This window comes from Nonomuraea sp. CA-218870 (assembly GCF_050936535.1).
GTDB lineage: Bacteria > Actinomycetota > Actinomycetes > Streptosporangiales > Streptosporangiaceae > Nonomuraea > Nonomuraea corallina.
Genome location: NZ_JBNJMN010000001.1, coordinates 385324 through 407965 on the forward strand (window position 1 = coordinate 385324; position 22642 = coordinate 407965).

A 22642-nucleotide genomic window follows, 5' to 3' on the forward strand; every position below is an offset into this window, starting at 1 on the left:
TCCCCCCAACAGCACTACTCGGAGACCTCCTGGCCCGAGCAATGGGCTGCTCGTCCCGGACTACGTAAACGCATCCGTGAAAGACCGTCAAGCGCGAGATCCGCTTCATCTGACCCTGGCCATTGACATGATCCGGCCAAGATGAAGTACTCGCCATATGCCGGCACCTCCACCAGCGCGATGATCGATCACAACGCCTCTGACAGCGCGTCGCCGCCCGCGCTGACTCCCAGCGATCTGCTGGGTTTCGATCCGTACGACGACGCATTTCTGCGCGACCCCTATTCCAGCTACCGGAAGCTGCGCCGGCCGTTCCACCGGACCCGCGGCGGGCTGGTCGTCGCCACCTCCCACGAGCTCTGCTCGGCCATCCTGCGCGATCCCCGCTTCGGCCACGGCCCCACCCCGCCGTCCGGCCCCGACGAGCCGGTCCGCTCGTTCCTCATGATGGACCCGCCGGACCACACGCGGATGCGCGGGCTCGTCAGCAGGGCCTTCACGCCCGGCATGGTGCGGCGGTTGCGCCCGCGCATCGAGACGATCACCGCGGAGCTGGTCGCCGCGCTGCCGGACGAGGCCGACCTCGTCCGCGACTTCGCCTACCCGCTGCCCGTCATGGTGATCAGCGAGATGCTGGGGGTGCCGCCCGAGGACCACGAGCGGTTCCGCGGCTGGAGCGAGACCGTGGCGCGCAGCCTCGACCCGATCGTCACCGACGAGCTGGCCGAGCGCAACCAGCGGGACCGTCGAGAGTTCCACGCCTACTTCAGGGACCTCATCGCGCTGCGCCGGCGGGCGCCCGCCGACGACCTGCTCAGCGCGCTCGTCCAGGTCGAGGAGCTGACCGAGCGCGAGCTGCTGGCCACGTGCGTGCTGCTGCTCGTGGCCGGGCACGAGACGACCGTCAACCTCATCGCCAACGGCGTGCTCGCCCTGGTCAGGCACGGCGTGCTGAGCGAGGCCGCGCACCGGCCCAGGGAGGTCGTCGAGGAGGTGCTCAGGTACGATCCGCCGGTCCAGCTCACGGCGCGCACCGCGCTGCGGGACGCCGAGCTGGACGGGGTCGCCGTGCCGGCGGGCACGATGACGATGGCGCTGGTCGGCGCGGCCAACCGCGACCCCGGTGTCTTCCCCGACCCGGACGTGTTCGACGTGGGGCGGGCGCCGGGCCGGCATCTGGCGTTCGGCCTGGGCGTCCACTTCTGCCTGGGCGCGCCCCTGGCCCGGCTGGAAGGCGAGGTGGCGCTGGCCGCGCTGGCCCGGGCGGCGCCGGGGCTGGAACTGGCCGATCCGGACCCGCCGTACAAGGGGAACCTCGTGCTGCGCGGCCTCGCCCGGCTGCCCGTCCGGCTCAACCGCGGCCGGGGCGGCGCGGCGCCCGCCCCCGGCGCGGTCAGCGGGTCGGTTTGACCAGCGGGAACAGGATGGTCTCGCGGATGTTGCGGCCGGTGAAAGCCATGATCATCCGGTCGATGCCGGCGCCCATGCCGCCCGTGGGAGGCATGCCGTACTCCAGGGCCTGGAGGAAGTCCTCGTCGAGCTGCATGGCCTCGAGGTCGCCGCCCGCGGCGAGAAGGGACTGCTCCTCCAGCCGACGGCGCTGGTCGATCGGGTCGTTCAGCTCGGAGTAGGCGGTGCCGAGCTCGGTGCCGAAGCCGATGAGGTCCCACTTCTCGGTCAGGAGCGGGTTGTCGCGGTGGACGCGGGCCAGCGGGGAGGTCTCCAGCGGGTAGTCCATGACGAACGTCGGCTGGACCAGGGTGTGCTCGATCAGCTCCTCGAACAGCTCCTGGACGAGCTTGCCCTGGCCCCACTTCGGGTCCCACTTCACGTCGTGCTTGTCGGCCAGGGCCCGCACGCGCTCCAGCGGGGTCTCGGTGGTGACCTCCTCGCCCACCGCGCCGGACACCAGGTCGTACAGCCTGGCCCTGGGCCACTCGGGCAGCCCGAGGTCGACCTCGACGCCGTCGTGGACGACCACGGTGGTGTCGAGCGCGGCCACCACGGCCTTCTGGTACATCCGCTGGGTGAGGTCGGCCATGTCGTGGTAGTCGAGGTAGGTGCCGTAGGCCTCGACCATGGTGAACTCGGGGTTGTGGGTGGAGTCGGCGCCTTCGTTGCGGAAGTTGCGGTTGACCTCGAAGACCTTCTCGATGCCGCCGACCACGAGCCGCTTGAGGTAGAGCTCGATCGCGATGCGGAGGTAGAGCTCCATGTCGTAGGCGTTGATGTGGGTGGCGAAGGGCCGGGCCGCCGCGCCGCCGTGGATGGGCTGCAGCATCGGCGTCTCGACCTCGAGGTAGCCCTCCTCGTGCCAGAAGTCGCGCACCGCGCGCACGGTGGCGCTGCGGACGCGGGCCATCTTGCGGGCCTCGTCGTTGACGATGAGGTCGACGTAGCGCTGGCGGACCCGCGCCTCCGGGTCGGTCAGGCCGAGGTGCTTCTCCGGCAGCGGGCGCAGGCACTTGGAGGTGATCTGCCAGCGGTCGGCGAGGATGGACAGCTCGCCGCGCCTGGAGGTGATCACCTCGCCCTCGACGCCGACGTGGTCGCCCAGGTCGACGTCGTGCTTCCAGGACGCGAGCGACTCCTCGCCCACCTTGTCGAGCGAGATCATGACCTGCAGGTCGGCGCTGCCGTCGCGCAGGGTCGCGAAGCAGAGCTTGCCGCCCACGCGGTTGAGCATGACGCGCCCGGCCACGCCGACCCGGTCGCCGGTGGCGGTGTCGGGCTCCAGCCCCTGGTATTTCTCCCTGAGCTCGGCGTTGGTGGTCGTGCGGGGGAACGTCACCGGGTAAGGGTCGACGCCTTCGGCGCGAAGGCGGTCGAGCTTCTCCCTCCGGATGCGCATCTGCTCGGGAAGTTCGTCGCTCACACCATCAAAGGGTAGGGGATACGGCCGCCTGCAAGGTCTGGTCGGTCCCCTGCAGGGGGCCTGCAACCAGGCTCGCTTACTCATGAGTCACGAGCTCGAAGGAGGATCCGGCAGCGGGCCGGGGACTGGGGAAGGGGCTCTGGGAGAGATCATGTTCAAGAAGATCGCCACTGGCCTGCTCGCCGTCGCCGCCACCGGCGCCCTCGCCCTCGCGGCGCCCGCCGCCGCGAGCGCCGCCACCACCACCGGCGGGTTCGACTACTCGGACTCCTGGGGCCCGGTCTACGCCAAGCACCACCTGGCCAAGGCCACCGGCTGGATCGGCGTGGAGTGGGACGAGCACCAGGAGTCCAACACGGCCCACGTCCGCGGCCGGCTCTACGACCTCGACCGGCGCACCTACGGACAGGGCGGCAAGTGCGCCTACGTGAAGGTCCAGGCCGCCGACTTCCACCACGACTGGGACGAGGTCTACGCCAGGAAGTTCTGCGGCTACCCGGGCGCCAAGAAGTTCGCGTTCGAGGTCGACGACGTGTCCGCCGTACGGGTGAAGGTCTGCCAGATCCCCCCGAACCGGCACTGGGTGACCAAGTGCGGTCACTGGGAGTACCTGTACGCCGCCGAGTCCGAGTAGGGCTTCACACGAGCCGCAGGCGGTCCCCTACCCGAGCGGGGGGCCGCCTGCGCCCTTTCACGCGGTGTTGCGCTGGTAGACCAGCCGCAGCCCGATGAGCGTGAGCCACGGCTCCTGCACGTCGATGGAGCGTGACTCGCCGACGACCAGGCCGGCGTGGCTGCCGGTGGCGACCACCGTCACGTCGTCGGGGTCGTCGGCCAGCTCGGCGGCCATCCGCTCGACGATGCCGTCGACCTGGCCGGCGAAGCCGTAGATGATGCCCGCCTGAAGCGCTTCGACGGTGTTCTTGGCGATGACCGAGCGGGGCCTGATCAGCTCCACCTTGTGCAGCTGGGCTCCGGCGGCGGCCAGGGCGTCGACGGAGATCTCGATGCCGGGGGCGGTGACCGCGCCGATGTACTCGCCCTTGGCCGACACCGCGTCGAAGGAGGTGGCGGTGCCGAAGTCGACGATGATGCACGGGCCGCCGTACTGGTCGATGGCGGCCAGGGCGTTCACGATGCGGTCGCTGCCGACCTCCTTGGGGTTGTCCATCCGGACCGGCACGCCGGTGCGGACGCCGGGCTCCACCACGACGGCGGTGACGTCGCCGTAGTAGCGGCGGCACATCTCGCGCATCTCGTTGAGCACGCTGGGCACGGTCGAGCAGATCGCGATGCCGCCGATGTCGGTGCCCTTGAGCAGGGGCGACTGGGCGAGCAGGCCCTGGAGGACGACCGCGATCTCGTCGGCGGTGCGGCGGGCGTCGGTGGCCAGCCGCCAGTGCTCGATGACGTCCTCGCCTTCGAAGAGCCCGAGCACCGTGTGCGTGTTGCCGACGTCGATCGTGAGCAGCATGTGTTACCCCCGTAGATCCAGTGCGACGTCCAGGGCCGGCGCCGAATGGGTCAGAGCGCCTACCGCAAGGTAGTCCACGCCAGTCTCCGCCACATCGCGGGCCGATTCCAAGGTCAATCCCCCGCTGGCTTCGAGCGCAACCGCCGTATTGGCGCGATTTTTCGTGATTTGGACGGCTTGGACCGTTTGCTCCACGGTGAAGTTGTCCAGCAAGATCACCTCCGCCCCCTCGGCCAGCGCCTCCTCCAGCTCCGCGAGGCTGTCGACCTCCACCTGGATCGGCAGGTCCGGGTACCGCTCGCGCACCGCGCGGAACGCCTGCGCCACCCCTCCGGCCGCCACCACGTGATTGTCCTTGATCAGGGCCGCGTCCGACAGCGACATCCGGTGGTTGACGCCGCCGCCGCAGCGCACCGCGTACTTCTCCAGCGCGCGCAGCCCCGGCAGCGTCTTGCGGCTGTCGCGCACCCGCGCGCGGGTGCCGCCGATCGCCTCCACCCACCGGCCGGTCAGCGTGGCGATCCCGGACAGGTGCGTGACCAGGTTGAGCGCCGTGCGCTCGGCCGTCAGCAGGGCGCGCGTCGGGCCCTGCACCGTCATCAGCACCTCGCCCCTGCGGACCCGCTCGCCGTCCTTGGCCTTCCTCTCGGTACGGGTCGCGCCCAGCCGCAGGAACACCGCCTCGGCGAGGGCGAGGCCGGCCACCACGCCGTCGGCGCGGGCCACCAGGTCGCCGGACGAGTGCTGACCGGCCGGGATCGTGGCGATGCTGGTGACGTCGCCCGCCGCCGACAGGTCCTCGGCCAGCGCCCGGTCGATCACCGCGTCGGCGTCGGCGGGGTCGAGCCCGGCGGCGGCCAGCTCCTGGGCGAGCCGCCGCGGCATGGCGTCGCCGTGCGGGGTGTAGGTCATGTGCAGGCCCTCCTCGGTCAGGGTCACGTCCAGGTGGCCGAGCCACTCGTGATCGTCGCGCTCGGGGTGGTCCTCGCGCCAGTGGGAGCCGCGCGTCTCCAGCCGCGCCGCCGCCGTGCCCGCGAGCACGGTGGCCACCGTGAGCAGGTTGGTGGTCTCCCAGGACTCGGTGCACGGCGCCACCGCCACCGGCGTCCAGCGGGCGTCGCGCAGCGCCCCGGCGGTGGCCAGCAGGGACTCGCGGTCGCGCAGGACGCCGGCGCCGGCGCTCATGTGGCCCTGGATCCTGGCGCGGGCCCGCGGGTCGATCAGACCGGCCGGTGCGGCGGGCCGCTCCGGCGGTCCCGGGCGGGGCCGGGCGCGGTGGATGTCCTCGGCGATCCGCTCGGCGAACACCAGCCCTTCGAGCAGCGAGTTGGAGGCCAGCCGGTTGGCGCCGTGCACGCCGGTGCAGGCGACCTCGCCGCACGCGTACAGCCCCTCGATGGAGGTGCGGCCGTGCAGGTCGGTGCGGACGCCGCCGCTGGCGTAGTGCGCGGCCGGGGACACCGGGACGAGCTGGGTGACCGGGTCGACGCCGTGCTCGCGGCAGACGGCCTGGATCGTGGGGAACCTGGCCCGCCACTTGTCCGCCCCGAAGTGGCGGCCGTCGAGGAAGACGTGGTCGCGCCCGGTCTCGCGCATCACCCGCATGATCGCCTTGGCCACCACGTCGCGCGGCGCCAGGTCGGCCAGCTCGTGCACGCCGGTCATGAACCGGTTGCCTTCGTGGTCGACGAGGAAGGCGCCCTCGCCCCGGACCGCCTCCGAGATCAGCGGCTGCTGCCCGGTGGAGCCCTCGCCGAGCCAGAGCACGGTCGGGTGGAACTGGACGAACTCCAGGTCGCGCACCACCGCCCCGGCCCGCAGCGCCAGCGCCACCCCGTCGCCGGTGGACACGACGGGGTTCGTCGTGGCCGCGTACACCTGGCCCATGCCGCCGGTGGCGAGCACGACCGCGCGGGCCCTGACCGCGCCCACGCCGTCGCGCGCGCCCTCGCCCATGACGTGCAGGGTGACGCCGGTGGCCCGGCCGGCGGCGTCCTTCAGCAGGTCGAGGACGAGCGCGTGCTCGATCACCTCGATGCCGCTCGCCCGGACGGCCTCGACGAGCGCGCGCTGCACCTCGGCGCCGGTGGCGTCACCGCCGGCGTGCACGATGCGGTCGCGCCGGTGCCCGCCCTCCCGGGTGAGCTGGAGCCGGCCGTCGGGGGCCCGGTCGAAGCGGGCGCCGCGGTCCATCAGCCGCCGCAGCGCTCCCGGGCCCTCGGTCACCATCGTCCGCACGGCCTGCCTGTCGCACAGCCCGACTCCGGCCAGCAGCGTGTCGTTGAGGTGCTCGTCCGGGGTGTCGCCTGGGTCGAGCACGGCCGCGATGCCGCCCTGCGCCCAGCGGGTCGAGCCGGAGGAGAGCACGTCCTTGGTGACGACCAGGACCCGCTCGGATGGGGACAGCTCGGCGTGGCGCAGCGCCACGGTGAGCCCGGCGATCCCGGACCCGACCACGACCACGTCGGCCTCGGCGGTCCAGCCCGGTTCTGGGGCCGCCAGCCGCTGGGGGATCGCCGGTGCACTCATGGGGGCCCTCCTCGATGGGGCGATTTCGTCATTATGACGATAACGCCTGGAGGAGAACGGCAGCGCGCCGGGGGGCCGCTACCGGCCCAGCCGCACCACCGCGTTGTCGATCAGCCGCGTAGCGCCGGTCCTGGCGGCCACCGCCAGGACCGCCTCTCCCTCGTACGCGTCGGGAACCTCCAGGAACGTCGCCGGGTCCACCAGCGCCAGATAGTCGACCTCCAGCTCCGGCGGGGCCTCGGCCAGCGCCTTGGCGGCCGCGGCGCGGACGCGGGCCGGGGTCGGCTCGCCCTCCCCCGCGCGCAGGGCGCGCGACAGCGACAGCGCCGCCCGGCGTTCGGCGGCCGACAGGTAGCGGTTGCGGCTGGACAGGGCCAGCCCGTCGGGCTCCCGGACGGTCGGCGCTCCGACGATCTCCACCGGCACGTCGAGGTCGGCGACCATCCGGCGGATCATGGCCAGCTGCTGGGCGTCCTTCTGCCCGAACACCGCCAGGTCAGGCCGCACCAGGTTGAACAGCTTGAGCACCACGGTCAGCATGCCGTCGAAGTGGCCCGGCCGCGAGGCGCCCTCGACGATCCGTCCCATCCCGCCCGCTGAGACGCTCACCTGGCGGTCGGGGAGGTACATCTCGTCGGCGGCCGGGGCGAAGACCACGTCCACGCCCTCCTCCCGGCACGCCGCGAGGTCGGCGTCGAAGGTGCGCGGGTAGCGCTGGAAGTCCTCCCCCGGCCCGAACTGCAGGGGGTTGACGAAGACGCTGACGACGACCTCGTCGGCGCGCTCGCGGGCGAGCCTGATGAGCGAGCGGTGGCCTTCGTGCAGGGCTCCCATGGTGGGGACGAGGGCGAGGGTCCCGCCCGTGCGGGCCTTGGTCAGGTCAGAGCGGTTCCTGGCGACGATCGGGTGCATGCGCTGCCTCCAGAACGGATCCATGCCCGGGGTGGGTCACGGTCAGGTCCATATGTTGCCACCCAGCGCGTCGAGCAGCCGCTCGGCCTCCTCCGGCTTGAGCAGCCCCGCCGCGAGCGCCCGGTCCGCCGTGAGCCTGGCCAGCGCCACGTAGGCGTCGGCCGCTTCGGGCGCGGCCAGGATCAGCGCGTCGACGTGTTTGCGCACGGTGCCGGCGTCGCCGCGCACCACCGGCCCGGTCAGCGCGGTCAGGCCGAGTCTGAGGACGTTGTCGAGCGCCGCGCCGAGCAGCGGCCCGAGCATCCGTCCCGGATGCTCGACGCCGATGCGGCCGAGCAGCTCCTCCGACTCGGCGATGAGCGTGACCATGTGGTTGGAGGCGTTGGCGAGAGCCGCGTGGTAGAGGGGGCGGTCGGTGTCGGCGATCCACACCGGCTCCCCGCCCATCTCGATGACCAGGGCTTCGGCGATCGGCCGCAGCGGCTCGGGGGCGGTGACGCCGAACGAGCAGCCGGTGATCCGGTTGAGGTCGTCGTCGCGGCCGGTGAACGTCATCACGGGGTGCAGCGCCAGCGGCAGCGCACCCTTGCGCGCGGCCGGTTCGAGCACGGACAGCCCGTACGCGCCGCTGCAGTGGACGAGGATCTTGCCGCGCAGGTCGGCGCCGGTGGCCGCGAGACCGCCGACCAGGTCGGGCAGGGCGTCGTCGGGCACGGTGAGCAGGATGAGCTGGGCGGCCGCCACGACCTCGTCGGGCCGTACCGGCTCGATGCCCAGCCGGGCCGCGGCCCAGCGCCGGGAGGAGTCGGAGACGCCGCTCGCGGCGACGACGCGATGGCCGGCCTGCGCCAGCGCGGCCCCGAGCGCGGAGCCTACCTTGCCGGCTCCCAGCACACCGACGCCCAGGCGGGCCGGGCGATCAGCTGCCTCCATGACGTCACCCCCCGTACGACCTATGGCACTGGCGACCAGCGTAACCGGCGCGTCGGCGAGTGCAGGTAACCGGGGTTTTGCTCCAGGTTGCGTTACCGACAAATCGGATAAGGGCATATGAATCGTGCACCCCCTGTCGGAATGAGATGAGGAGAGGGGTTCACCGCAGGAAGCGGGCGCCGAGTCCCCACCCGGGCTCCGACGCCCGCACCGTGCCGGAACCTCTTGGGGGTGCGCGTGGCCGCCTCCGCCGACTGGCGGCCACGGCGGAGTCCGGACCGGGCCGACCGGTCCGGACTCCCGCGGACATCGTGAGATAGTCCAAGCATGTGGCTCACCTGGCGCGCCGCCATTCAGCGGGCGCTGTACGGCGAGGGGGGCTTCTACCTCCGCGAACGCCCCTCCGGTCACTTCCGTACCTCGGTCGGCGCGTCGCCAGCCTTCGCCGAGGCCGTGCTGACCCTCCTGCGCGAGGTCGACGCCGAACTCGGCCGGCCCGGGGATCTCGACCTGGTGGACGTGGGCGCGGGCGAAGGCGTGCTGGTCAGTCACGTGCTCGGCATGGCCGGCGACGAGCTGCGGGCCAGGCTGCGCGTCACGGCCGTCGACCTGTCGCCCCGCCCGGAGAGCCTGCCCGAGGAGATCGGCTGGTCCGCCCGGATCCCGTCCGGCATCCGCGGGCTGGTCATCGCCAACGAGTGGCTGGACAACGTGCCGGTGGACGTCGCCGAGCAGACCGCCGACGGGCCGAGGCTGGTGATGGTCCACACCGGGACCGGCGACGAGCGGCTGGGCGATGAGCCGCCGCAGGCCGACCTGGCGTGGCTGAAGCGGTGGTGGCCGCTGTCGTGCGTGGGCTCCAGGGCCGAGATCGGCCGCACCCGCGACGCGGCCTGGGCGGCGGTGCTGACCCGGCTCGACCGGGGCCGGGCCGTCGCCATGGATTATGCACACCCTGTGGATAACCGGCCGCGTTGCGGGACACTCACCGGATATCGCGACGGCGCGGTCGTTTCTCCCATACCCGACGGGACCTGCGACATCACCGCACATGTAGCGCTTGACGCCTGCGCGGAGGCCGGTCGGCGGGCGGGCGCGATATCCACAGAGTTGTCCACACAGCGTGCCGCGCTGCGCTCGCTGGGGATCACCGGCGCCCGCCCTCCCCTCGACCTGGCCGGCACCGACCCGCCCGGCTACCTCAGAGCGCTCGCCCGCGCCTCCGAGGAGGGCGAGCTGATCGATCCGGCCGGGCTGGGCGGGTTCGGCTGGCTCTGCCAGCGCCGGTGAGCCCGAGGCTCACCCGGTGCGCAGCTCCAGCCCCCGCAGGCCGCGGATGACGTAGCCCGGCTTCCACTCCGGCTCCCTGACCAGCTCCAGCCCCGGCGCCCGGTCGAGCAGCGCGCCGAACGACTCGGTCATCTCGATCCGGGCCAGCGGCGCGCCCAGGCAGTAGTGGATGCCCAGACCGAACGAGATGTGCGGGTTGTCCACACGGCCCGCGTCGAACCGGTCGGGGTCCTCGAACACCTCAGGGTCGCGGTTGGCCGAGCCGAACAGCAGCGCCACCTCGGCCCCGCGCGGGATCCGCACCCCGCCGACCTCGATGTCCTCCAGCACCCAGCGCTCGAACATCTGCGCCGGGGTGTCCCAGCGCAGCACCTCCTCGATCGCGGTGGGCAGCAGCGAGCGGTCCGCGCGCAGCCGGGCCAGCTCGCCCGGGTTCCTGAACAGCGCCCACCAGCCGTTGCCGGTGGCGTTCACGGTGGCCTCGTGACCGGCGTTGAGCAGCAGCACGCACGTGCCGATCAGCTCGTCCTCGGTCAGCTCGGGGACCCGCGCCAGCGCGCTGATCAGGTCCTCGCCCGGCTGCCCGGCCCGCTCGCGGGCCAGGCCCCTGAGGTACTCGGCGAACTCGTCCGCCGCCCTGACGGCCGTGTGCTGCATCTCCTCCGTCGGGTTGAGCTCGTACATCAGGCAGATGTCGGACGACCAGGGCCGCAGCAGGTGACGGTCGGACTCGGGGATGCCCAGCATCTCCGCGATCACCGTCACCGGCAGCGGCTCGGCCACCTCGGCCATCAGGTCGCCGCCGCCCTTCTCCACGTACGCGTCCACGAGCCCTTCGGCGATGGCCCGCACGCGCGGCCGCAGGGACTCGACCATGCGCGGGGTGAACGCCTTGGACACCAGGCGGCGCAGGCGGGTGTGCACCGGCGGCTCGACGTCGAGCATGCCGGCGCGGACCACCCGCCAGAACGGCTCCTGGAACTCCGGCTCCGGCGCCCTGCCGAACTCCTCGTGCGTGGCCGTGTGCAGGTAGGAGCGGCCGAGCCTGCGGTCGCGGAGCAGCTCGTCCACGTCGGCGTGACGGGCGATCAGCCACTGGTCGGTGGGCTCGAAGTAGCTGACGGGGGCCTCGCGCCGCAGTTCGGCGTAGGCGTCGTAGGGATGAGCTACGAAATCCGGATTCCAAGGATCAAAGCGCACTATTTCATAGTAGAAGTGGCCTCGACCTGCTTCGCCCTCTTGCTCCGCACCCGGATGTTGAGCAGCTCCACCACGACCGAGAAGGCCATCGCGAAGTAGATGTAGCCCTTCGGGATGTGCTGGTCGAGCCCTTCGGCGACGAGCATGACCCCGATCAGCACCAGGAACGCCAGCGCCAGCATCTTGATGCTGGGATGCGCGTCGACGAACCGGCTGATCGGCCCGGACGCGAACAGCATCACGATCACCGCGACCACCACGGCCGCGATCATCACGCCGAGCTCGTTCACCATGCCCACGGCGGTGATGACCGAGTCGAGCGAGAAGACGATGTCGAGCAGCATGATCTGCACGATCACCGAAGTGAACGAGACGACGGCCGCCGACTTGCCGTCCTTGGCCGGCCCGTCCATGGTGTGGCTGATCTCGGTGACGCTCTTGGCCAGCAGGAACAGCCCGCCCAGCAGCAGGATGAGGTCCCGGCCCGAGATCTCATGACCGAACACCTCGAACAGCGGCGCGGTGAGCCGCACCACCCACGACAGCGCCAGCAGCAGGAGCAGTCGCATGACCAGCGCCGCGCCCAGGCCCACCACCCGCGCCCGGTCACGCTGTTCGGGAGGCAGCTTCCCGGCCAGGATGGAGATGAAGATGATGTTGTCGATGCCCAGGACGATCTCCAGGGTCACCAGCGTGAGGAACCCAATCCAGATCTCCGGGTTGGCCACCCAGTCAAGCATCGCCGCCTACTTTCGGGGTCGGGGGTCTTCCAGTCGGGGTTTCGGACCGGAGGTTTTCGGGGTTGAGGGGACGTACCCATCGGGCAACGAGTAAGGCCCCGAAGAAGTTCGCGATGCCGCTGATTCATCGGTTATAGTCCGGGACGTAGGTCATGAGTGCCAGCGCCAAGCCCCGGCTCGCTGGCCGGCAACCCTCGCGTCCGCGGCGGGGTGCCCCGGGTGAAGACCTGGTCCGTCACATGGAGTGGCGGGCAAGCGCGGGCTCCGTGGTTGCTCCAGGGGTCCGATGACCCCTGAGGAGGCCTGCCGTGTCCACCCTGACGATCTTCGACGCCGCCCCCACCGCTCCCGAGGAGCGCCCCGCCCCCCGCCGGGCACGGGAGATCCCCGCCGTGCTCGGCGCCGACCTGCGGGTCCCGGTCAAGGGCGGCAGGCTCACCGGGTACGCCAACCTCGACTACGCCGCCAGCGCCCCCTGTCTGGAGCCGGTCAGCGCCGCCGTCGCCGCCGCGCTCCCGGCCTACTCCAGCGTGCACCGCGGCGCGGGGTACGCCTCCCAGCTCACCACCGCCCGCTACGAGCAGGCCCGCCACACCGTACGGGCCTTCACCGGCGCCCGCCCCGACGACGCCGTGGTCTTCACCCGCAACACCACCGACGCCACCAACCTGCTGGCCCGCTGCCTGCCCGAGGACGCCACCGTGGTCGTCTTCGACACCGAGCACCACGCCTCACTGCTGCCGTGGCGGCGGGTGGTCCGGCTGGCGCCGCCCGCCTTCCCCGGCGAGGCCGTGCGCGCCGCCGACGACGCGCTGACCGGGATCGACGGCCCCAAGCTCCTGGTCGTCACCGCCGCCTCGAACGTCACCGGCGAGCTGTGGCCCGTCGCCGCCCTGGCCCACATCGCGCACCGGCACGGCGCCCGCGTCCTGGTGGACGCCGCCCAGCTCGTCCCCCACCGCCCGCTCAACCTGACCGCGCTCGACCTGGACTACGTCGCCTTCTCCGGGCACAAGCTGTACGCGCCGTTCGGGGCCGGGGTGCTGGTAGGCAGGCGTGACTGGCTGGCCGGCGGCGACCCGTACCTGAAGGGCGGCGGCGCGGTACGCGCGGTCGGCGAGGACGGCGTGGACTGGCACGACGACCCCGAGCCCCGGCACGAGGCCGGCACCCCCAACGTGCTCGGCGCGATCGCGCTGGCCGCCGCGTGCGACGCGCTCACCGCCACCGGCTGGACCGCGCTCGTCCGCGAGGAGGAGCGGCTGATCAGGCGCCTGCGGGACGGGATCGCCGGCATCGCGGGCGTACGGGAGCTCTCCCTGTGGGGGCCGGACCACCCGCGCGTCGGCATCGTGTCCTTCACCGTGGACGGCCTCCCCGCGCGTGAGGTCGCCGAGACGCTCTCCGCCGAGCACGGCATCGGGGTGCGCGACGGCAAGTTCTGCGCTCACCCGTTCGTCCGCCACCTGCTCGGCGCGCAGGACGGAGGGTGCGCGGACGGCACCGCCTCGGCCGTGCGCGCCTCGATCGGCATCGGCACGACGGATGAGCACGTGGACCGCCTGATCGGCGCCCTGCGTGAGCTGGTCTCCCGCTGACCAGCCGCTCGATCGGCCCCCTTTTACCGCTTGGGCGGCTTGTGCTGGGCCGGTTCGTCGGACACCAACCGGTCGACGTCCCGCATGTCGCGGTCGTCCAGGCCGCCCGCCCGCCTGTCGCCCTCGACGGGGCGGGTGGGCGTGTCGTCCTGGACCGGCGGGCGCGTGCGCGGGACGTCCGCCACCGGATGGCCGGTGGTGGCCGCCGGCACGGTGCCCGCCCCGGTGTCCGCCCTGGTTTCCTCGCCGTGCGCGGCTGTCCTGCGGCGCCTGAACGACGCGTTGATGACGCCGTCGAGACCGGCGCGCCCGCCTCCCGTCGCCAGCAGCAGCAGGCAGGCCGCACCGAGCGTGGCCGCGAACTCCCATCCGCCGTCCTGCACGAACAGCCCGTTCTGGGCGTGCGCGAACAGCACCGCGCCGACCATGTCGACCAGCAGCAGCAGCGCCACGATCCGCACTCCCAGGCCGAGGATCAGCAGCACCCCGCCGATCATCTCGACCATCGTCGCGTACGCCGCCGCGGCCTGAGGCAGGGGCACACCGATCTCAGCGAAGCCGGCACCGGTGGCGGCCAGACCCTGCGTCCATTTCTGCAGCCCGTGCGCCACGAAGACGACGCCGATCACCACCCGGGCGATCAGGGCCGCGACATCGAAGCTGATCTTCTTCATCGTCTTTTCCCCCGTTCCCGACCACCCTCCCCCACGCGGGCCTGGTGAAGCGCCTTTTTGCCCTTCCTTTGACCAGGCCGGAGGCGGGCCCGGCGCACCCGTTCCTCGACCGGGCCCACGGTGAGAGCATGGCCGTATGACGGAACGCGTGGTGGGAATCGGCGCAGGGGCCAAGGAGCTGGCCACCGAGGACATGGTCCTCAACATCGGCCCCCAGCACCCGTCGACGCACGGCGTGCTCCGCCTGCGCCTGACGCTCGACGGCGAGCGCATCGCCACCGCCGAGCCGGTCGTCGGCTACATGCACCGCGGCGCCGAGAAGCTGTTCGAGGTGCGCGACTACCGGCAGATCATCATGCTGGCCAACCGTCACGACTGGCTGTCGGCCTTCTCCAACGAGCTGGGCGTGGTGCTCGCCGCCGAACGCATGCTCGGCATGGAGCCGCCCGTCCGCGCCGTCTGGGCGCGCACCCTGCTGGCCGAGCTCAACCGGGTGCTCAACCACCTGATGTTCCTCGGCTCGTACCCCCTGGAGATGGGCGCCATGACGCCGATCTTCTACGCCTTCGACGAGCGCGAGCGCCTCCAGGCCGTGATGGAGGAGATCTCCGGCGGCCGCATGCACTACATGTTCAACCGCGTCGGCGGCCTCAAGGAGGACCTCCCGTACGGATGGCTCGACCGGGTGTCGCAGACCGTCGCCGCCGTCCGCGCGAAGATCCCCGACATCGAGCACCTCATCCTGCACAACGAGATCTTCCTCGCCCGCACCAGAGGCGTCGGCGTGCTCACCCGCGAGCAGATCATGCAGTACGGGGTCAGCGGCCCGATCGCCCGAGCCTCGGGCGTCGACCTCGACCTGCGCCGCGACCAGCCCTATCTCGCCTACCCCGAGCTCCCGGTCGAGGTCGTCACCCGGACCGGCGGCGACTGCCACTCCCGCTTCGAGGTGCTGCTGGAGCAGGTCAAGGTCTCGCTCGACCTGGCCGACGCGTGCGTCGAGCGGCTCCGCTCGCTGCCGCGCGGGCCCATCAACCAGCGCCTGCCCAAGGTGCTCAAGGTGCCGGAGGGCCACACGTACGCCTGGACGGAGAACCCGCTCGGCATCAACGGCTACTACCTGGTCTCCAAGGGCGACAAGACACCGTGGCGGCTCAAGCTCCGCTCGGCCTCCTACAGCAACGTCCAGGTGCTGTGCGAGATGCTGCCCGGCCACCTGGTGTCCGACATGGTGGCCATCCTCGGCTCGATGTTCTTCGTGGTGGGCGACATCGACAGGTGACGGCCCCTCACTCGGGCCGGTCGCCCTCCGGGTCGCCGGGGATGCGGCAGGCGTGCTCCAGGAACAGCGCGGCGCAGACGAGGAGCACGCAGGCCAGCAGCGAGCCGCCCGCCACGAAGAACTCCGACCGCGGCGTCTCGCGGTCCAGCAGGGTCGCCGTGTGCAGGACGAAGCCGCCGAACACGCCCGCGAAGACCGCGCCGCCGTACGCGGACGCCTTGCCCAGGGCCGCCAGCCGTGCCACCGCCAGCGGCTCCACCGGTTTCGTGCCGGGCCTGCGGGCGATCCTGGCGCGGGTCATCCAGCCGGTGTAGCCCTCGCCGACGGCCAGCAGCAGCACCGTCGGGACGGCGGTCCACGGGACCAGCGGCAGCTCCGAGTAGACCTGGCTGACGATCAGCCAAGTCAGCAGCGCGACCGCGACGAGAAGCCCCACCAGGACGCCGGGGCGGGTGGGCCTCAATCCGGCCTCTGCAGCTTCACGTCGGGGCGCAGCCGCACGCCCCGCTGGTCGAGCCCCGCCAGCAGGGCGGACACCCGGCCCCGGCCCGGCAGCTCGGCGTCGGGATCGGCCTGCAGCCACGGCAGCAGCACGAAGGCCCGCTCGTGAGCCCGAGGGTGCGGCAGCGTCAGCTCCGCGTCGTCGACGACGTTGTCACCCACCACGATCAGGTCGATGTCGAGCGTGCGCGGCCCCCACCGCTCCTCGCGCACCCGGCCGAACGCGGCCTCGGTGCTCTGCGCCCGCTCCAGCAGGGTGTGCGGCTCCAGCGTGGTCTCCGCCACCACCACCGCGTTCAGATAGGTCCGCTGCCCCTCGGGCCCGCCCACCGGGTCGGTCTCGTAGACCGGCGAGACGGCCACGAACTCCAACCCTGGCGCGTCGAACAGCGCGTCGACGGCGCCCTGCAGCGTCTGGAAGCGTCTGCCCAGGTTGCTCCCGAGCGCGAGCACGGTCCTCATCGGCGCCTCCGTTCGATGGTCACCACCACGTCGTCGAACGGCAGCGGGATCGGCGCGGCGGGTTTGTGCACGCTCACCTCCGCGGCCTGGACGAGCTCGCTCTCCAGGCAGACCTCCGCCAGCCGTTCGGCGAGCGTCTCGATCAGGGCGACGGGCTCGCCCTCGACCACCTTCACCAGCGCCTGCGCCAGCTCTCCGTAGTCGACGGTCCTGCCCAGGTCGTCGCCGGCAGCCGCGGGCGCGGTGTCGAGGAAGAGCGTGACGTCCACGACGAACTCCTGGCCCAGCTCCCGCTCGGCCGCCAGCACGCCGTGTCTCCCCCGGGCCCGCAGGCCCCGCAGCGCGATCCGGTCAGTGCTCAAGCTCGCCGTCCTCCTCCTCGTCCTCGTCGCCCTGCAGCACCGGCGAGCCGTGGTGCATCCACAGCCGCCAGCCCTGCGGGGTGCGGATGTAGACGTTGCTCGCCACCACCTTGCCGGCGGCGAAGCTGGACTCGCCCTCCTCGCCGGCCGTCAGAATGTTCTCCACGCAGGTCAGCACCGCCACGTCGCCGAGCACGGTGGTGTTGACGTCGGTGAGCACGAACTGGATGTAGGTCGTGTTCGCCATGATCAGCGCCCACGACCGCAGCACCTCCGACCGGCCCGCCAGCAGGCTCCACCCCGGGTGCACGCAGGTGACCTGACCGTCGGGGGCGTCCTCCGCCCAGATCTCGGTCATCCGGTCCAGGTCGGCGTCCTCGATCGCGGTGTAGAACTCCTGGTTGACGGTCTCGATCGCGGCGGTGTCGACGCTCATGTGTCAGCTCCGGCTCTCTTCCATGCTGCTGCCACGCGCACGGCATCGGCATTCGGACCTACGGTGTGCACTCGTACGCACCAGGCGCCGTCACGGGCGGCCAGGGCCGTGACGGCGAGCGTGGCGTCGTCGTTGCGGTCGAACGGGCGGGGCGCGCCGTCGGCGCCGGCGAGCAGCCGCCCCAGGAACCTCTTGCGGGAGGCGCCGATCAGCAGCGGGTAGCCCAGCTCGGCCAGGCGCGGGAGGGCGGCCAGCAGCGCCCAGTTGTGGGTGGCGTTCTTGGCGAAGCCGAGCCCGGGGTCGAGCACGATCTGCTCGCGGGAGACCCCTTCGGCCAGCACCAGCTCGACCCGTTTGGCCAGCTCCTCGCAGACCTCGGTCACCACGTCCTGGTAGACGGCGCGGCTCTGCATGTCCTGGCTGTGCCCGCGCCAGTGCATCACCACGTAGGGCACGCCCGCGGCGGCCACCACGCGGGGCATCTGGGGGTCGGCCAGGCCGCCGCTCACGTCGTTGACCAGCAGCGCCCCCGCCTCGACCGCGGCCCTGGCCACCTCGGCGCGCATCGTGTCGACGCTGACCTGCACGCCCTCCGCCGCCAGCGCCCTGATCACCGGGACCACCCGGGCCAGCTCCTCGTCGAGCGGCACCCTCGCGGCGCCCGGCCGGGTGGACTCGCCTCCCACGTCGACGATGTCGGCGCCCTGGGCCACCAGCTCGAACCCGTGGCGGATCGCCGCCGCCTCGTCGAACCAGAGCCCGCCGTCGGAGAACGAGTCAGGGGTGACGTTGACGACACCCATGACGAGGCACCTGTCGGCGTCCTTGAGCCCCGGCACTCTCGTCATGTGCCCAAGCCTAGGCGCTCGCCCATTCCCGGCGATATCGCGGGTGCCCCGATGCGGATAACGATCCTTTCGCGTTTGCGACCCTTTCGCGCTCGCGGCGCGCCGATCCCGCCCGCCAGCCGTCAGCGCCCCAGGATCAGCGCCATCGCCTCGGCGCGCGTCTTGTCGCTGGTACGGAAGTCGCCGCGGACGGCCGAGGTGACCGTCTTCGCGCCGGGCTTGCGTACCCCCCGCATGGTCATGCAGAGGTGCTCGGCCTCGACCACCACGATCACGCCGCGCGGCTCCAGCACCCGCATGATGCCGTCGGCGATCTGCGAGGTCATCCGCTCCTGCACCTGCGGCCGGCGCGCGTAGACGTCGACCAGCCTGGCCAGCTTGGACAGGCCGGTGACCTGGCCGTGCTGGTTGGGGATGTAGCCGACGTGCGCCAGGCCGTAGAACGGGACCAGGTGGTGTTCGCAGGTCGAGTAGACCTCGATGTCCTTGACCAGGATCATCTCGTCGTGGTCGACGTCGAAGACCTTGTTGAGGACGTCCTCGGGGGTGAGCCCGAGGCCGGAGAACTGCTCCGCGTAGGCGCGGGCCACCCGGGCGGGCGTCTCGAGAAGGCCGTCGCGGTCGGGATCCTCGCCGATGGCGTAGAGGATCTCGCGGACGGCCTTCTCGATCCGTCCGAAATCAACGTCGTGCGCTTTCACGCAGTGTCTCCGGAGGGCAGCGCGCCCTGGTGCCCCTGGCCGAGAGCGCCGTTGCCGGACTGCTCCTTGGGCGTCAGGATGGGCGGCCGGTCGGACGGGAGCCGCTTGCCGTAGCCGGCGTAGGACGGGCGGTGCTCCTTGACGACCACCGGGGCGAAGATCTGCAGCACCTGCTCGCGGGAGAGGGTCTCCTTCTCCATGAGCTCCAGCACCAGGTTGTCGAGCACGTCGCGGTACTCGACCAGGATGTCCCACGCCTGGTCGTGCGCCGTCTCGATCATCCGGCGGACCTCCTCGTCGATCGTGGAGGCGATCTTCTCGGAGTAGTCGCGCTCGTGGCCCATCTCACGGCCGAGGAACACCTCGGCCTGGCCGGAGCCGAACTTGCGGGCGCCCAGAGCCTCGCTCATGCCGTACTCGGTCACCATGCGGCGGGCGACGGCCGTGGCCTTCTCGATGTCGTTGGAGGCGCCGGTGGTGGGCTCGTGGAAGACGAGCTCCTCCGCCGCGCGGCCGCCCAGCAGCATCGCGAGCTGGTCCATCATCTCCGACCGGGTGGCCAGGAACTTGTCCTCCATCGGCAGCGTCATCGTGTAGCCGAGCGCCCGGCCCCGGGACAAGATCGTGATCTTGTGGACCGGGTCGGAGTTCGGCAGCGCGTGCGCCACCAGCGCGTGACCGCCCTCGTGGTAGGCGATCATCTTCTTTTCCTTGTCGGACATGACGCGGGTCTTGCGCTCAGGCCCGGCCATCACGCGGTCGATCGACTCCTCCAGCATGTCCATCGTGATCAGCTTCTCGTCGGCGCGCGCGGTGAGCAGCGCGGCCTCGTTGATCACGTTGGCCAGGTCGGCGCCGGTGAACCCCGGGGTCCGGCGCGCGATGACGTCGAGGTCGACGTCGGGCGCGAACGGCTTGCCGCGGCCGTGGACCTTGAGGATGCCCTTGCGGCCCTCCAGGTCGGGACGGTCGACGGTGACCTGGCGGTCGAAGCGGCCGGGACGCAGCAGGGCCGGGTCCAGGATGTCGGGCCGGTTGGTCGCGGCGATGAGGATCACGCCGCCCTTGACGTCGAAGCCGTCCATCTCGACCAGCAGCTGGTTGAGCGTCTGCTCGCGCTCGTCGTGACCGCCGCCCAGGCCGGCGCCGCGATGGCGGCCGACGGCGTCGATCTCGTCGATGAAGATGATCGCCGGGGCGTTGGCCTTGGCCTGCTCGAACAGGTCGCGCACCCGGGAGGCACCGACGCCGACGAACATCTCGACGAAGTCGGAGCCGGAGATCGAGTAGAACGGCACGCCCGCCTCACCCGCGACCGCGCGGGCGAGCAGGGTCTTGCCGGTGCCGGGCGGGCCGTAGAGCAGGACGCCCTTGGGGATCTTGGCGCCGATCGCCTGGAACTTGGCCGGGGCCTGCAGGAAGTCCTTGATCTCGTGGAGTTCCTCGATGGCCTCGTCGGCGCCCGCGACGTCGGCGAAGGTGGTCTTGGGAGTGTCCTTGGTGATCAGCTTGGCCTTGGACTTGCCGAAGTTCATCACCCGGCTGCCGCCGCCCTGCATCTGGTTCATGATGAACAGGAAGAGCAGCACGATGATGACGATCGGCAGGAAGCTCACCAGGATGCTCACCAGGATGTTCTCCTGCGGCACCTCGGTGGTGAAGCTGTCGGTCCTGCCGGCCTGGACCTGCGCCTGCAGGTCGTCGGTCAGCTTGGCGCCGTAACCCGTGACCCAGTCGGACTGGATCATCTTGGTGGGCTGGTCGCCGGCCCTGACCTCGATCGGGTTCTTGAGCGTCAGCTCGATCCGCTGATCCTTGTCAATGATCTTGGCGTTGCTGACGTTGCCGGTGCGAATCTGCTCGAGGACCGTGGACGTGTCGGCCTGCTTGAAGTTGCCCCCGCCGCTCCACAATTGGGTGACGAGCAGGAGCAGCACGACGATGCCCAGGATCCACAGCAGTGGCCCACGTGTAAATCGCTTGAGATCCATCCGATGCGGAACCCCTGGCGGGCCCGTCCCTTCCCTGACCATGGCCTGGAACCCCGGGTAGAACCCGGGGCCGCGGCATCCCGACGCCGCGACTTCTGACTACCCGAAGGGGACGCATGGTCACCCTCCCGTCGTCAGAAGGTACACCGGTGAAGCGCACGGAGGGACCGCCCGCTACAACCGGTCTTGCCCTACCAACGTACGTCAGGGTCCGCCGTGTTCCCGGCGGTTCCCGGTGGTTCGCGGCATCGGCCCGATCGTCAGGTGTACACGTGGGGCGCGAGGGTGCCGATGAAGGGAAGGTTGCGGTATCGCTCGGCGTAGTCGAGCCCGTACCCGATGACGAACTCGTTGGGGATATCGAAACCGACATAGCGGACGTCGATGGGCACCTTGACGGCGTCGGGCTTGCGCAGGGCGGCGCAGATCTCCAGGGAGGCGGGGTTGCGCGACTTGAGGTTCTCCAGCAGCCAGTGGAGGGTCAGGCCGGAGTCGATGATGTCCTCCACGATCAGCACGTGGCGGTTCATGATGTCGGTGTCGAGGTCCTTGAGCACCCGCACGACACCCGACGACTTGGTCCCCGCGCCGTAGGACGACACGGCCATCCAGTCCATCTGCACCGGCACGTGCAGGGCCCTGGCCAGGTCGGCCATCACCATGACGGCGCCCTTGAGCACGCCGACGAGCAGCAGGTCCTTGCCCGCGTAGTCCTCGTCGATCCGCCCTGCCAGCTCCTTGATCTTGGCCTGGAGGTCGTCCTCGGAGATGAGGACTTTCTCGAGGTCCCGGCCCATGTCGGCAGCGTCCACCTGATGGTTCCTTACGCGATGGGTCTGATGGCGAGTATCAGGGTGCCATACCGCCGGACGGCGGTCAGACCCCCGGGCAGGTCCACCGCCTTCTGCCCCCGCCAGGCCGTGACGAGGCGCTCCACGGCGCGCACGTGCGTGGCCGACAGCGCGCCGGACGGCGCTCCGGCGGCGATCGCCGCGCGGCGCAGCACCCGCCGCCGTACGGCGCCGGGAAGGGGCTCCAGAGCCTCGACAGGGAGGGTGACCCGTCCGGAAATATCGCTTAGAGCGCAATCCCGGTAGGCCCTTTCCGCCCACTCGTCCAGCGCGTCGGCGTCCTCCCTGGCGAGCCCGGCCGTACGCGCGAGCGCCTCGGCCACCCCCGGCCCGAGCTCCTTCTCCAGGACCGGGAGCACCCGCGAGCGCACCCGGACCCGGGTGTAGCGGGGGTCGTCGTTGTGCGGGTCGTCCCACGGGCTCAGCCCGAGAGCGGCGCAGGCCGCGACGGTGGTGCGGCGCGGGAGGTCGAGGAACGGACGGCGGTAGAGCCCGCTCACCGGCGCCATCCCGGCCAGCGACCTCGGGCCGCTTCCCCTGGCCAGCCCGAGCAGCACGGTCTCGGCCTGGTCGTCGCGGGTGTGACCGAGCAGCACGGCGGCGGCGCCGGCCCGCGCGGCCGCCTCGCCGAGCGCGCGGTAGCGGGCCTCCCTGGCCGCGGCCTCGGGCCCGCCGGCCGTGCCCACCGTGACGGTCAGCACCTCGCCGGACTCCAGCCCCAGCTCCCCGGCCAGCGCCGCGACCCGGCGGGCCCGTACGTCCGAGCCCTCCTGCAGCCGGTGGTCGACGGTGAGCAGCCCGGCGCGCAGCCCGGCGCGCGGGGCGACGAAGGCGAGCGCGGCGGCCAGCGCGAGCGAGTCGGCGCCGCCGCTGCAGGCGGCGAGCACCGGCCCGCCCTCGAGGTCCGCCAGCGCCGCGCGCACGGCGCGGCGCACGTCGGCTACGGCAGGGTGCGGTCCCACACCCCCCATTCTCCCGGTGAA

General features: G+C 71.5%; 22 protein-coding genes and 1 riboswitch. Of the genes, 5 read left to right on the plus strand and 17 right to left on the minus strand.

Annotation, left to right across the window (positions count from 1 at the left end; translation table 11 throughout):
* Window positions 1-141: 141 nt before the first annotated feature.
* Entirely contained in the window at window positions 142-1410 is a 1269-nt protein-coding gene (locus tag ACQEUU_RS01835; RefSeq protein ID WP_433059368.1) for a cytochrome P450, read from the plus strand.
* On the opposite strand, the gene lysX is transcribed toward ACQEUU_RS01835, so the two are convergent.
* Window positions 1394-2851, minus strand: coding sequence for a bifunctional lysylphosphatidylglycerol synthetase/lysine--tRNA ligase LysX (gene lysX, locus ACQEUU_RS01840; RefSeq protein ID WP_433071700.1), 1458 nt, complete (start codon window positions 2849-2851; stop codon window positions 1394-1396). The genes ACQEUU_RS01835 and lysX overlap by 17 nt on opposite strands.
* Window positions 2852-3026: 175 nt before the next feature.
* On the opposite strand from lysX, the gene ACQEUU_RS01845 reads away from it, so the two are divergent.
* Window positions 3027-3509 (plus strand): hypothetical protein, encoded by a 483-nt coding sequence (locus tag ACQEUU_RS01845; RefSeq protein ID WP_433059371.1) that lies wholly within the window; start codon window positions 3027-3029, stop codon window positions 3507-3509.
* Window positions 3510-3566: 57 nt separating this feature from the next.
* Here ACQEUU_RS01845 and ACQEUU_RS01850 read toward each other — a convergent pair whose 3' ends face one another.
* The 4 genes from ACQEUU_RS01850 to ACQEUU_RS01865 form a co-directional block, all read right to left on the minus strand.
* Window positions 3567-4349: a type III pantothenate kinase gene (locus ACQEUU_RS01850; protein ID WP_270157850.1), complete on the minus strand. Its 783-nt coding sequence runs from the start codon at window positions 4347-4349 to the stop codon at window positions 3567-3569.
* A 3-nt stretch (window positions 4350-4352) separates the two neighbouring features.
* On the minus strand, window positions 4353-6878 hold the full coding sequence (locus ACQEUU_RS01855) for an L-aspartate oxidase (protein WP_433059374.1): 2526 nt from the start codon (window positions 6876-6878) through the stop codon (window positions 4353-4355).
* Between the two features lie 78 nt (window positions 6879-6956).
* Entirely contained in the window at window positions 6957-7790 is an 834-nt protein-coding gene (gene panC, locus ACQEUU_RS01860) for a pantoate--beta-alanine ligase (protein WP_433059377.1), read from the minus strand.
* 42 nt (window positions 7791-7832) lie between these two features.
* Window positions 7833-8723 carry a Rossmann-like and DUF2520 domain-containing protein gene (locus tag ACQEUU_RS01865; protein WP_433059380.1) on the minus strand — a complete coding sequence of 297 codons (891 nt, stop codon included), beginning with the start codon at window positions 8721-8723 and terminating at the stop codon, window positions 7833-7835.
* A gap of 327 nt (window positions 8724-9050) precedes the next feature.
* On the opposite strand from ACQEUU_RS01865, the gene ACQEUU_RS01870 reads away from it, so the two are divergent.
* Complete coding sequence (locus ACQEUU_RS01870; protein WP_433059383.1) at window positions 9051-10013, plus strand: SAM-dependent methyltransferase; 963 nt, start codon at window positions 9051-9053, stop codon at window positions 10011-10013.
* Between the two features lie 9 nt (window positions 10014-10022).
* Here the strand turns inward: ACQEUU_RS01870 and ACQEUU_RS01875 are convergent, their stop codons facing one another.
* Entirely contained in the window at window positions 10023-11213 is a 1191-nt protein-coding gene (locus tag ACQEUU_RS01875; RefSeq protein ID WP_433059386.1) for a cytochrome P450, read from the minus strand.
* The gene (locus ACQEUU_RS01880) at window positions 11213-11953 is read right to left on the minus strand and encodes a TerC family protein (RefSeq protein ID WP_433059389.1); all 741 of its coding nucleotides are present in this window, start codon (window positions 11951-11953) and stop codon (window positions 11213-11215) included. Before ACQEUU_RS01880 ends, ACQEUU_RS01875 begins: the two co-directional genes overlap by 1 nt.
* A 148-nt stretch (window positions 11954-12101) precedes the next feature.
* Window positions 12102-12217, plus strand: a riboswitch (SAM riboswitch).
* Window positions 12218-12261: 44 nt separating this feature from the next.
* Between ACQEUU_RS01880 and ACQEUU_RS01885 the strand changes: the two genes are divergently transcribed.
* Window positions 12262-13551 carry an aminotransferase class V-fold PLP-dependent enzyme gene (locus ACQEUU_RS01885; RefSeq protein ID WP_433059392.1) on the plus strand — a complete coding sequence of 430 codons (1290 nt, stop codon included), beginning with the start codon at window positions 12262-12264 and terminating at the stop codon, window positions 13549-13551.
* A gap of 23 nt (window positions 13552-13574) precedes the next feature.
* Here ACQEUU_RS01885 and ACQEUU_RS01890 read toward each other — a convergent pair whose 3' ends face one another.
* Complete coding sequence (locus ACQEUU_RS01890) at window positions 13575-14225, minus strand: DoxX family protein (protein ID WP_433059395.1); 651 nt, start codon at window positions 14223-14225, stop codon at window positions 13575-13577.
* A gap of 136 nt (window positions 14226-14361) precedes the next feature.
* Here ACQEUU_RS01890 and ACQEUU_RS01895 point away from each other — a divergent pair, with 136 nt between their 5' ends.
* Window positions 14362-15507, plus strand: a complete 1146-nt coding sequence (locus ACQEUU_RS01895) for an NADH-quinone oxidoreductase subunit D (RefSeq protein ID WP_433059397.1) — start codon at window positions 14362-14364, stop codon at window positions 15505-15507.
* Window positions 15508-15514: 7 nt separating this feature from the next.
* Here the strand turns inward: ACQEUU_RS01895 and ACQEUU_RS01900 are convergent, their stop codons facing one another.
* The 9 genes from ACQEUU_RS01900 to tilS form a co-directional block, all read right to left on the minus strand.
* Window positions 15515-15970 (minus strand): DUF3180 domain-containing protein, encoded by a 456-nt coding sequence (locus tag ACQEUU_RS01900; protein ID WP_433059400.1) that lies wholly within the window; start codon window positions 15968-15970, stop codon window positions 15515-15517.
* Complete coding sequence (gene folK / locus ACQEUU_RS01905; protein WP_433059403.1) at window positions 15967-16470, minus strand: 2-amino-4-hydroxy-6-hydroxymethyldihydropteridine diphosphokinase; 504 nt, start codon at window positions 16468-16470, stop codon at window positions 15967-15969. Before folK ends, ACQEUU_RS01900 begins: the two co-directional genes overlap by 4 nt.
* The gene (gene folB / locus ACQEUU_RS01910) at window positions 16467-16832 is read right to left on the minus strand and encodes a dihydroneopterin aldolase (RefSeq protein ID WP_433059406.1); all 366 of its coding nucleotides are present in this window, start codon (window positions 16830-16832) and stop codon (window positions 16467-16469) included. The genes folK and folB overlap by 4 nt, the downstream gene beginning before the upstream one ends.
* The gene (locus ACQEUU_RS01915) at window positions 16822-17268 is read right to left on the minus strand and encodes a nuclear transport factor 2 family protein (protein WP_433059408.1); all 447 of its coding nucleotides are present in this window, start codon (window positions 17266-17268) and stop codon (window positions 16822-16824) included. The genes folB and ACQEUU_RS01915 overlap by 11 nt, the downstream gene beginning before the upstream one ends.
* Window positions 17265-18071 (minus strand): dihydropteroate synthase, encoded by an 807-nt coding sequence (gene folP / locus ACQEUU_RS01920; protein WP_433071702.1) that lies wholly within the window; start codon window positions 18069-18071, stop codon window positions 17265-17267. Before folP ends, ACQEUU_RS01915 begins: the two co-directional genes overlap by 4 nt.
* A 167-nt stretch (window positions 18072-18238) precedes the next feature.
* Complete coding sequence (folE, locus tag ACQEUU_RS01925; protein WP_270157863.1) at window positions 18239-18817, minus strand: GTP cyclohydrolase I FolE; 579 nt, start codon at window positions 18815-18817, stop codon at window positions 18239-18241.
* Window positions 18814-20808: an ATP-dependent zinc metalloprotease FtsH gene (gene ftsH / locus ACQEUU_RS01930; RefSeq protein ID WP_433059411.1), complete on the minus strand. Its 1995-nt coding sequence runs from the start codon at window positions 20806-20808 to the stop codon at window positions 18814-18816. Before ftsH ends, folE begins: the two co-directional genes overlap by 4 nt.
* 260 nt (window positions 20809-21068) lie before the next feature.
* On the minus strand, window positions 21069-21620 hold the full coding sequence (gene hpt / locus ACQEUU_RS01935; protein ID WP_433059414.1) for a hypoxanthine phosphoribosyltransferase: 552 nt from the start codon (window positions 21618-21620) through the stop codon (window positions 21069-21071).
* Window positions 21621-21631: 11 nt separating this feature from the next.
* Window positions 21632-22630, minus strand: coding sequence for a tRNA lysidine(34) synthetase TilS (gene tilS, locus ACQEUU_RS01940; protein WP_433059417.1), 999 nt, complete (start codon window positions 22628-22630; stop codon window positions 21632-21634).
* Window positions 22631-22642: the final 12 nt, after the last annotated feature.

Bases quoted from the DNA above. Each gene is read 5' to 3' on its own strand.
- ACQEUU_RS01835 (WP_433059368.1), top strand. From the start codon at position 142: ATGAAGTACTCGCCATATGCCGGCACCTCCACCAGCGCGATGATCGAT.
- lysX (WP_433071700.1), bottom strand. From the start codon at position 2,851: ATGCGCATCCGGAGGGAGAAGCTCGACCGCCTTCGCGCCGAAGGCGTC.
- ACQEUU_RS01845 (WP_433059371.1), top strand. From the start codon at position 3,027: ATGTTCAAGAAGATCGCCACTGGCCTGCTCGCCGTCGCCGCCACCGGC.
- ACQEUU_RS01850 (WP_270157850.1), bottom strand. From the start codon at position 4,349: ATGCTGCTCACGATCGACGTCGGCAACACGCACACGGTGCTCGGGCTC.
- ACQEUU_RS01855 (WP_433059374.1), bottom strand. From the start codon at position 6,878: ATGAGTGCACCGGCGATCCCCCAGCGGCTGGCGGCCCCAGAACCGGGC.
- panC (WP_433059377.1), bottom strand. From the start codon at position 7,790: ATGCACCCGATCGTCGCCAGGAACCGCTCTGACCTGACCAAGGCCCGC.
- ACQEUU_RS01865 (WP_433059380.1), bottom strand. From the start codon at position 8,723: ATGGAGGCAGCTGATCGCCCGGCCCGCCTGGGCGTCGGTGTGCTGGGA.
- ACQEUU_RS01870 (WP_433059383.1), top strand. From the start codon at position 9,051: ATGTGGCTCACCTGGCGCGCCGCCATTCAGCGGGCGCTGTACGGCGAG.
- ACQEUU_RS01880 (WP_433059389.1), bottom strand. From the start codon at position 11,953: ATGCTTGACTGGGTGGCCAACCCGGAGATCTGGATTGGGTTCCTCACG.
- ACQEUU_RS01890 (WP_433059395.1), bottom strand. From the start codon at position 14,225: ATGAAGAAGATCAGCTTCGATGTCGCGGCCCTGATCGCCCGGGTGGTG.
- ACQEUU_RS01895 (WP_433059397.1), top strand. From the start codon at position 14,362: ATGACGGAACGCGTGGTGGGAATCGGCGCAGGGGCCAAGGAGCTGGCC.
- folK (WP_433059403.1), bottom strand. From the start codon at position 16,470: ATGAGGACCGTGCTCGCGCTCGGGAGCAACCTGGGCAGACGCTTCCAG.
- ACQEUU_RS01915 (WP_433059408.1), bottom strand. From the start codon at position 17,268: ATGAGCGTCGACACCGCCGCGATCGAGACCGTCAACCAGGAGTTCTAC.
- folP (WP_433071702.1), bottom strand. From the start codon at position 18,071: ATGGGTGTCGTCAACGTCACCCCTGACTCGTTCTCCGACGGCGGGCTC.
- ftsH (WP_433059411.1), bottom strand. From the start codon at position 20,808: ATGGATCTCAAGCGATTTACACGTGGGCCACTGCTGTGGATCCTGGGC.
- tilS (WP_433059417.1), bottom strand. From the start codon at position 22,630: ATGGGGGGTGTGGGACCGCACCCTGCCGTAGCCGACGTGCGCCGCGCC.